This is a genomic window from Endozoicomonas sp. ONNA1, assembly GCF_024606325.1.
Classification (GTDB): Bacteria; Pseudomonadota; Gammaproteobacteria; order Pseudomonadales; family Endozoicomonadaceae; genus Endozoicomonas_A.
On sequence record NZ_JAHHPN010000699.1, the window covers coordinates 1 to 7,156 of the forward strand.

Annotated in this window: 5 protein-coding genes; all 5 read left to right on the forward strand. The window is 39.8% G+C overall.

Features of this window, described 5'->3' with window-relative positions; genetic code table 11:
- Positions 1-2,512: 2,512 nt before the first annotated feature.
- On the forward strand, positions 2,513-3,358 hold the full coding sequence (locus KDK19_RS16460; RefSeq protein WP_257292386.1) for a hypothetical protein: 846 nt from the start codon (positions 2,513-2,515) through the stop codon (positions 3,356-3,358).
- Positions 3,359-3,550: 192 nt separating this feature from the next.
- On the forward strand, positions 3,551-4,285 hold the full coding sequence (locus KDK19_RS16465) for a KilA-N domain-containing protein (RefSeq protein ID WP_257292387.1): 735 nt from the start codon (positions 3,551-3,553) through the stop codon (positions 4,283-4,285).
- Positions 4,286-4,308: 23 nt separating this feature from the next.
- Positions 4,309-4,605 (forward strand): hypothetical protein, encoded by a 297-nt coding sequence (locus tag KDK19_RS16470; protein ID WP_257292388.1) that lies wholly within the window; start codon positions 4,309-4,311, stop codon positions 4,603-4,605.
- A gap of 1,054 nt (positions 4,606-5,659) precedes the next feature.
- Positions 5,660-5,821 (forward strand): hypothetical protein, encoded by a 162-nt coding sequence (locus KDK19_RS16475; RefSeq protein ID WP_257292389.1) that lies wholly within the window; start codon positions 5,660-5,662, stop codon positions 5,819-5,821.
- 959 nt (positions 5,822-6,780) lie between these two features.
- A partial coding sequence (locus tag KDK19_RS16480; protein WP_257292390.1) for a recombinase family protein occupies positions 6,781-7,156 on the forward strand: 376 nt, incomplete at its 3' end.

Genomic DNA, 7,156 nt, shown 5'->3' on the forward strand with positions numbered 1-7,156 from the left:
TCAATTATTGAGAGTCATGAATCAAAAGAGGCGACATCTATCCTGACACAGCGGGAAATGAACGGAGTTAATATTGCTATTATAATCGCTGTAGCTATTGACTCTGTAACCTCTAATATGGTATGCGGGATGTTAGCTAGCTAACGGATGAATACCTTACCTACTGCCGTGTAATAGTAGTATAAATAATGAACAGTAAAAAGAGTGAAAACTGGCTGTATACTTAGTGTCTCTAGGTCTACAGTCTTTTTACTATCAGTTAGAGTTAAAGCGATATTTAAAGAAATCTTAGGGACTGCATCCTTAGTCTCCCAAGGCCTAGCAATTAACCCCCCCCCCTGACAATAGAGAAAGTAACGCAACTTTTTGTTAATATCACTTTTAACATCCTTAGTCTCTCAAGGCTTAGCGATTACCCTGCTCTACATTAGAGAAAGTGTCGCAGCTTTTGTTATCTCTATCGTTGATAGCTCTTGACTATATAATCACTAATATGGTATATGGATAAATACCCTACCTGCTGTCTTATAATAATTGTATAAATAATGAACAGTAATTAGAGTGAAAAGTGACTGTATACTTAGTGTCCCTAGGTCTACAGCCTTTTACTATCAGTTAGAGTTAAAGCGATATTTAAAAGAAATCTTAGAGGCTGCATCCTTAGTCTCCCAAGGCCTAGTAATTAAGTTGCTCTACAATAGAGAAAGAACGCATATGTTTTCTTATCCCTACTATTGATACAAGACCTACTGTCTGTAGCAAGCTACTGTCGGTAGCAAGACTACTGTCGTAAGAAACTTGTACAATTAATAACCAATGACTAATAGCTAAAATGGCTGTAACCTTACTCTCCCTAGGTCTATAACCGTTTTACTATCTTTATTGGTTAAGGGCATTTACAAAAGAATCTTAGAGGCTGCATCCTTAGTCTCCCAAGGCCTAGTAATTAAGTTGCCCTGACAATAGAGAAAGAACGCTACTCTATTTATCACTTTGCGTGCTCTCTCTCTCACACATCATTAGTATTCTATCACGAACATACACTTACACCGATGTACCGTTGTGTAAGGTAAAGATTCATATCATTTGGTTCGGGGCTGGTGGCCTGAACTTTGATGAGCGATAGCGCTTCTATATTAAATAAATAGGAGCGGTATGTAAGCCGAATAATCATAAGGCTATATACACTTATAAAAATACTAATGATGTGTACAGTGAAAACAATTCTATAGGCGACTATGGACTTGTTTCTCTAAGCTATAATTGGGTGGCGACTAATCGTGTTATGTCTTTTGAGAAGATACTCTTATGGACTCTTAAAGATACTCTTATGGACTCAACTATAAGATTAAAACCAGTAGATAGGAAACATAAGGACTCTCTTGTTGTTGTCTACAAGTTATCAATAAGCTTTTTACTACTGGTCTGGCTGATACATAATTATCCTTATAAGAAATAAACCATTAGAGATAGAAACTACTAGATAGAAAACATGAAGATTACTCTTGAAGATAGCTTGAAGTAATCATTAGGCTTTTGACTAGTAGATATCTGATATCAGTATTATCCTATTAAAGAATAAAAACAATAGAGATATAGAGTTTAAGATGAGTAAAGGACAGTTATAGGCTTCGCTGTAGTGCTTCATTTAGTGAAGTTAAAGCTTGAGCTATGAACTCTTATCCCAACTACGTGGGTTTGATAATATTATTAATTTCAGACACACAAGCTATAGAAGACTTTAGGCTTGGTTAGACTCAGCTATAGTCAATCTCTAACCCTGCCCTAAAAATAGTGTCTGTAATAATGAGTGATTACCGAATCACGAAAGAATAATAGAGTCAGTGGTTCAAGTAATGTTTAACGAAAGTTATAGGCTTCGCTCTGGTTACTTCTTAAACTTACTCTTGAAGACAGACAAATGGACTCTTATCGTAACTGCGTACGCTTTATAATATTAATAATCATGGAAGGTAATAAAGCTAGAGACAACCTATAGACCACCTTTACCCAAACCTATGTACATAGCAGTAACTAAAGCTACCTCTAAAGCCACCAGCTATAGCTACCTCTCAGAAGCTCTTTAACCCACCTTAAGATCACACCTACCTCTTCGTTAGTAACCTAACCTTCGTATCACTTACATAGAGAAAGCCTTTCAGAGCGGCTATATGGAAGTCTCAGCGGCTAATCTGAATGAGAGTCCAAAGGTGATCTCAAGGTCAATCCTCAAGGCTTGGTTCCTTTTCCCTCTCCTCCGTTAGCGAACTAACCTTCCCCTTCACTGCTTAACACTGATGCAATATCGGCGATAACTCACATGACCCTTCTCAACAGAGGGTTACAAATTCACTTAATACATTAATCAATATAAATCAATCAGTATCTATCCAATAGCTTTCACTCCTTAACGGCAATCAGACAGTTTAGTTCTCTCTAAGCTGATTGGTGCTGTTTGATTGGTGTTGAACGTTATTGAGTGAGAGCTACTGAATAGAAGAGAACTAATACCATGATGAATACAACTAACAATCAGACAATAGCTAAGCTACAGACAAACAAAACAACTAAACCTATACAGAAGGGTGATGTCTTCAAGAGTAACGAGGGTGTAATATGGAAGGTATTGGAGTACATCAACGCAAAAGAAGTAAGGGTGCTTTCTGAGAATGGAAGCGAAAGGTCTGTTAGAGCCGGTGATTTAAGACGCGGTAGAGTTAAATGCTACATGTTTCCCTCAGTGCAAGGCGTAGGGTTCTTGGGATGCGGTGAGGTAAAAACTGGAGATTCTGTTACAGGAAAGATAACCAAAGCGTATATGGCTTGGCAGAATATGTTAGAGCGTTGCTATAGCGAACAGTTCCATGCACGCAACCTATCGTATAAAGATTGTGAAGTTGCTGAGGAATGGCAAGACTTTACTAAGTTCAAGCAGTGGCATGATAACCAGCCGTATAATTATCTCCAGCTAGATAAAGACCTCCTATGTTATGGGAATAAACTCTACTCGCCTGACACATGCCTATTCGTATCACAGAGGTTAAACAAGCTATTAGTCGACTCTGGCAAAGGTAAAGGGATCTCATGGCATAAAGCCAATAAGAAATACCAAGCAGTATGCAGTAACGGTAACGGCAAGTCGAAGTCCCTAGGCCACTTTGACTCCCCTCTAGACGCTCTCCAAGCTTACCAAACATTCAAGCTTAAGGTCGCAGTTCAAGTCATTAGAGATGAACTAACTATCGGCTCTATTACTCCTGAACAAGCTAATGCCATCTTCCTAACCACTCAACAGCATCTCACTGATAAAGCTCAGGATGTCTTAGAAGAACACGTAGAGGAGCTTATAGCTGCCTAAAAATAGGAGCTTATATAACCCACTAACCCCCTAAACCTAAAGCCTGTACACCACAGGTATTTAACTTTAAAACCAAGAGCCTATTCAGAAAGCTCTATCCACCAGCATTGCCAATAGTAGAAGTTTCTCTTCTTAATCTTGGTTATCTGCTGTTGGGTGGTGACTTTGTTGGATGTGATAGGGCTTTCTAATATGCAAGAAGAGAACACAACTATGACCATTCAAATCAAACTAAAAGACAAGAACATAGAAGTTAAACAACATCCTGAAGATTCCACCCTGTACTGTCTTAATGATCTGCATAAGGCGTCAGGTGGTAAGGATAAACACCGTGTAAACTATTTCACAGAATATTCTAAAAGCCGAAAATCCGGCATTAAGATTTTATCTCTAAAAGGTAGATATGGTGGTTCCTATACAGACGAAAAGACAGTCTATAAGTACGCAGCTTGGATAGATGATTCATTCTATGATGTAGTATTTGAAGCTTTCAAGTCAGCAGCTAATGGTGACAGTTCAGAAGCTAGCCGTATAGCCAATACAGTAGCGATTCCACAGGCTCTCATAGATTCCACCAAGGATACCGAAAGAAGGCTACAGGCTTTAATCCTAAGATTAGAGTTACAGGGCAAGATCAAGTTAAGAGGTAATGGTGTCTCTACCTACCTAAATTTAGCTTGTGAGATAGCTACGGGATATAGATGCAAAGCCTTAACATCAGGTTATCAATCAGCAATAGACTATATCGTATCTCAAGGTAATCAATCGGCTCTCTCGGCTCTAAAGGTAACTATGGAACGAATCGGACAGGAGCTAGCGTTAGGGAATGACGGTAAAGGCAACAGCATCGACTATCAACTGATTGCAGCTAAGCTCGGTAAGAAAACTAGTAGGAACGGTTATGCTTTCGCTCGTCTTCAATTCTAATAGAGATAGTAGAAGGAGATACCGTGAATACAACTACTACTACTAATGAATACAATGCTTCATCTATCCAGATAAAGTCAGAGATGGCTGTCGGCTCCCCTTGGCTGGTAGCAGATACAATAGCCAGAGACTATAAGGCAGACCAAAAGATGATCTTAAGGTTGATAGAGGTATCCGATAGGTTAGGAATGGACTACTCATATTTCATAGAAAAGTATCTAGAGAAGAGTAATCCAGAACCTATACCCTCTTTCGAACAGCTCTATAGGGCTAAGTTACTTAGACAAGGTAACGATGCTTTTGAATATGAGACTCTTTAAACTCTGACAATTGTCAGTTTTAAAACTTAATAGGAGTATTAACCACTACACATGGTCTATATAGAAACACTGATGTTACTTCTAGCATTGGGCACAGGTCTTTTCACAGGTCTTTTCCTAGGCTTGTTGATAACATCATTTAAATAAAAAGCCTCTCTCTCTCTCTGCTCTCCTATGCCCTTAATAATCAAGTCTCCGTCCACCAATTACTACAGCAGACTTAGTAACCAATATATAGATACCTCGCCCCTTGTATAGCCACACAGACACATCCATTAACCTACTCTCTAATAGAGTCTGGTGTCTGGTGCTGCAACATGGAAGTCCCCTAGGTATAGAAAATAAGAAGGATCATATATTGGTTACTACTGTAGTAAGGAGGCTTGATTCTTAAGGGCATAGCCTAACAGAGCTTTTATATTCTGGTGGATGAAGTCCTTACCGATAAGGTTTGATTAGCTTCACTCAAATTGAGGAACAGTCCAGATAACGTTAAGAGAACTATGGATAGCTTGCAATGGACAGTAGCTAAGCTACAGACAGTGGGTTAATCTCCAACTTACTCAAATTGAGGAAGTTCATGGATAATGTTATAGCTGATATTGAGACCATGCTAGACAGTAGTTTGCTACAGATAAGCTTGAGATAGTAGAAACGGATTTTCGTTCGGGGGTTACTTTGATCGCTTGCAATGGATAGTAGCTAAGCTACAGACAAGGGCTTGATAGCGTTACGCCAATGACGGAACGGTCATGGATAATGTTATAGCTGATATTGAGACCATGCTACAGGACAAGGGTTTAATCTCCAACTTACGCCAATGACGGGAGTTCAACGAGAAGAGCAGCACTACTACATAGATACTATTATGGCAAACAATAGAGCAGACAACTATCAAAGTAACAGGCTTCTAGGTACTCCAGAGAACCCTAATGATCCTTATGACGTCCCACGTTAGCCTTGCACCAGCAAGCTGGAAAGCTAACCACCGGCGCGCCATTCCCATAAGTATGACTTAGCTAATCTGAAGGTCGTGCTTAAGGAAGACACAAAGATGCGTGTAAGAAATGTCAAGGATGATCTCATGGCTCTAATAGTGGCTCTGAGCACCCGACTGGACTTATCAGAGGCAGAGAGTCAGAGACTTAAAGAAGATGTTCAGGCATTAAAAGCCAGAGTATCTATATTAGAGCCTCCTGTTATATCACCCCGTTAGATACTCCTCCTTATCGTTAGAATAGATCACCTCAGATTTGGGGGCATCTACTTTGACCCCGCTAGAGACAGGATACTACTACTATGCTACTAAGCCAGTACAGAGCCTTAAGAAAGCTACAAGAACGTATAGATAGCCTAATCGCTACTGGTGACAACCCAGAAGAGCTATATCGTATAGAAAGGAAGTTAGAAGGTATGGCACGTAACAATTGGCACTATAGGAAAATCAGGAAGTTTAAACCACCTGAAGACAACGCCATAGACTCTACAGGAGTGTTCCTGACTGTACCTTCTGATAGGCTAGGTGATGGATCTCTATGGGTATCTCTAGGGTATCCTCTAGCTGTAGCTCTTGTACTGTCTGGACAAGTGGAATCTTTAGGCGAAGCTCTAACTTGTCTTTAGGCTTCATCAAGTACCAAAATAAAATACCAAAAAAATGTGAGAGGTCATAAAGCGTAGTTCAAACCGCTTTTCCCCCCTATGACTCCCTATCGCCCCTGTAGTTTTCAGTAAGGGAGGGCATCTTCTAGACTCATTAGTACCGCCACTAATACCATGACTATACAGCTCTGAAGCGGTAGCTATCTATCTGAAGCGGTAGCTATCTATCTGAAGCGGTAGCTATCTATCTGAAGCGATATTATCTATCTGAAGCGATATTATCTATCTGAGGCGTGACTCTACGTGAAATCTGAGAAGGTTACAGGGTAATAGTCCTGATTCATTCAAGCTCGTTAACGCTATATCACTCCCCTACTTATCGTATCAATAGATACTCCTGTATCACTAGATACTCCTGTATCACTAGGGTACACCCTTGAGACACACTAACAGTGACACACTTAGATGTGACAATAGGGTTGCTTTTGATAATGACACATGTATAATGCTGAAAGTCCAAACCCTAATGACACGTTAGATAAGCTAACACACGTTAGTAAGGTACATACAGCAATGTCTTCAGTAGTAGTATACATACGAGTCTCAAGTACTGACCAGAACACAGAGAGACAATACGAGATAGTCAAAGATGGAATGAAAGTATTTGAGGATAAGTGCAGTGGAAGCACGACCAATAGACAAGCTTTAGATGAGCTTAGAGCTTGGCTAAGAGAAGGGGATACAGTTCATGTCCACAGTATTGATAGAATGGCTAGGGACTTATTAGACCTACAGAGCCTTGTTAATGAGTTTAATAAGAAGGGAGTCACTGTAGTGTTCCATAAGGAGAGTCTTACCTTCTCCTCTAACAAGAGTGATTCAATGTCAAAGCTGATGCTTCAAATCTTTGGGGCTGTAGCTGAGTTCGAGAGAGCAAGGATTAAAGATA